General features: G+C 75.4%; 1 protein-coding gene. It reads left to right on the forward strand.

Annotation, left to right across the window (positions count from 1 at the left end; genetic code table 11):
* On the forward strand, positions 1 to 1,028 hold a 1,028-nt coding region (locus AB0I76_RS30385; RefSeq protein ID WP_357042722.1), incomplete at its 5' end, for a cobalt-precorrin-5B (C(1))-methyltransferase.
* Positions 1,029 to 1,150: the final 122 nt, after the last annotated feature.

The following is a 1,150-nucleotide window of genomic DNA, read 5'->3' on the forward strand; positions in this document are numbered from 1 at the left end:
CGGCGGTGACCGCCCTGGTCACCGGCGAGCCGCAGACCGACGTGGAGATCGGCCTGCCCGCCGGGCGACGGGTCGGCTTCGCCGTCGCCCGATGCGACCTGGAGCCGGGCCGGCGGGCGGAGGCGGTGGTGGTCAAGGACGCCGGGGACGACCCGGACGTCACCCACGGCGCGCACCTCACCGCCACCGTCGGCTGGCGGGACGACCCCGGCCTCGACCTCGACGGCGGGCCGGGCGTCGGCACGGTCACCCGACCCGGTCTCGGGCTGCCCGTCGGCGGTCCGGCGATCAACGAGACGCCCCGACGCATGATCTCGGCGGCGATCGCCGAGGTCGTCGACCTGGCCGAGGTGGGTGTCCGGGTGGTGATCAGCGTGCCGGACGGCGAGATCATGGCCCGCAGGACCACCAACCGCCGGCTCGGCATCCTCGGCGGCATCTCGATCCTCGGCACCACCGGGATCGTCCGGCCGTTCTCCACCGCGTCGTGGCGGGCCAGCGTCGTGCAGGCCGTGCACGTGATGGCCGCCCAGGGGGAGCGGACGACCGTGCTGTGCACCGGCGGCCGTACCGAGCGGGCCGCCCGTGCGCTGCTGCCGGAGCTGCCCGAGGTGTGCTTCGTCGAGGTGGGCGACTTCACCGGCGCGGCGGTCACCGCCGCCGTCGCCGACGGCCAGACCGGGGTGGTCTTCGTCGGGATGGCCGGGAAGCTCGCCAAGCTCGCCGCCGGGATCCTGATGACCCACTACACCCGGTCGCGGGTGGACCTGTCGCTGCTCGGGGCGGTCACCGCCCAGGCGGGCGGCCCGCCCGAGCTGGTCGCCGATGTGACGGCGGCGAACACCGGACGGCACGCGTACGAGCTGTGGGAGGCCGCCGGGCTGCTCGCCCCGGCCGGGGACCTGCTCTGCCGCCGTGTCCGCCAGGTGCTGCTGCGCTTCGCCGGTCACCGGCTGACGGTCGACGTGGCCATGGTGGACTTCGCCGGCTCCCGGGTCGTCGCCTCGTCCGGTCGGTGGGCCGCGTGACCGCCGTGCAGTCCGCCACGCTCACCGTCGTAGAGCTCCGGGACGTGGCCCAGGCCCTCGTCGACCGGGCAGCCGGAGAACGCTGACCCGCGTCTACTTTTCGCGGGCCTCGCGGGTGCTGC

It is taken from the genome of Micromonospora sp. NPDC049799, from assembly GCF_040656655.1.
GTDB lineage: Bacteria > Actinomycetota > Actinomycetes > Mycobacteriales > Micromonosporaceae > Micromonospora.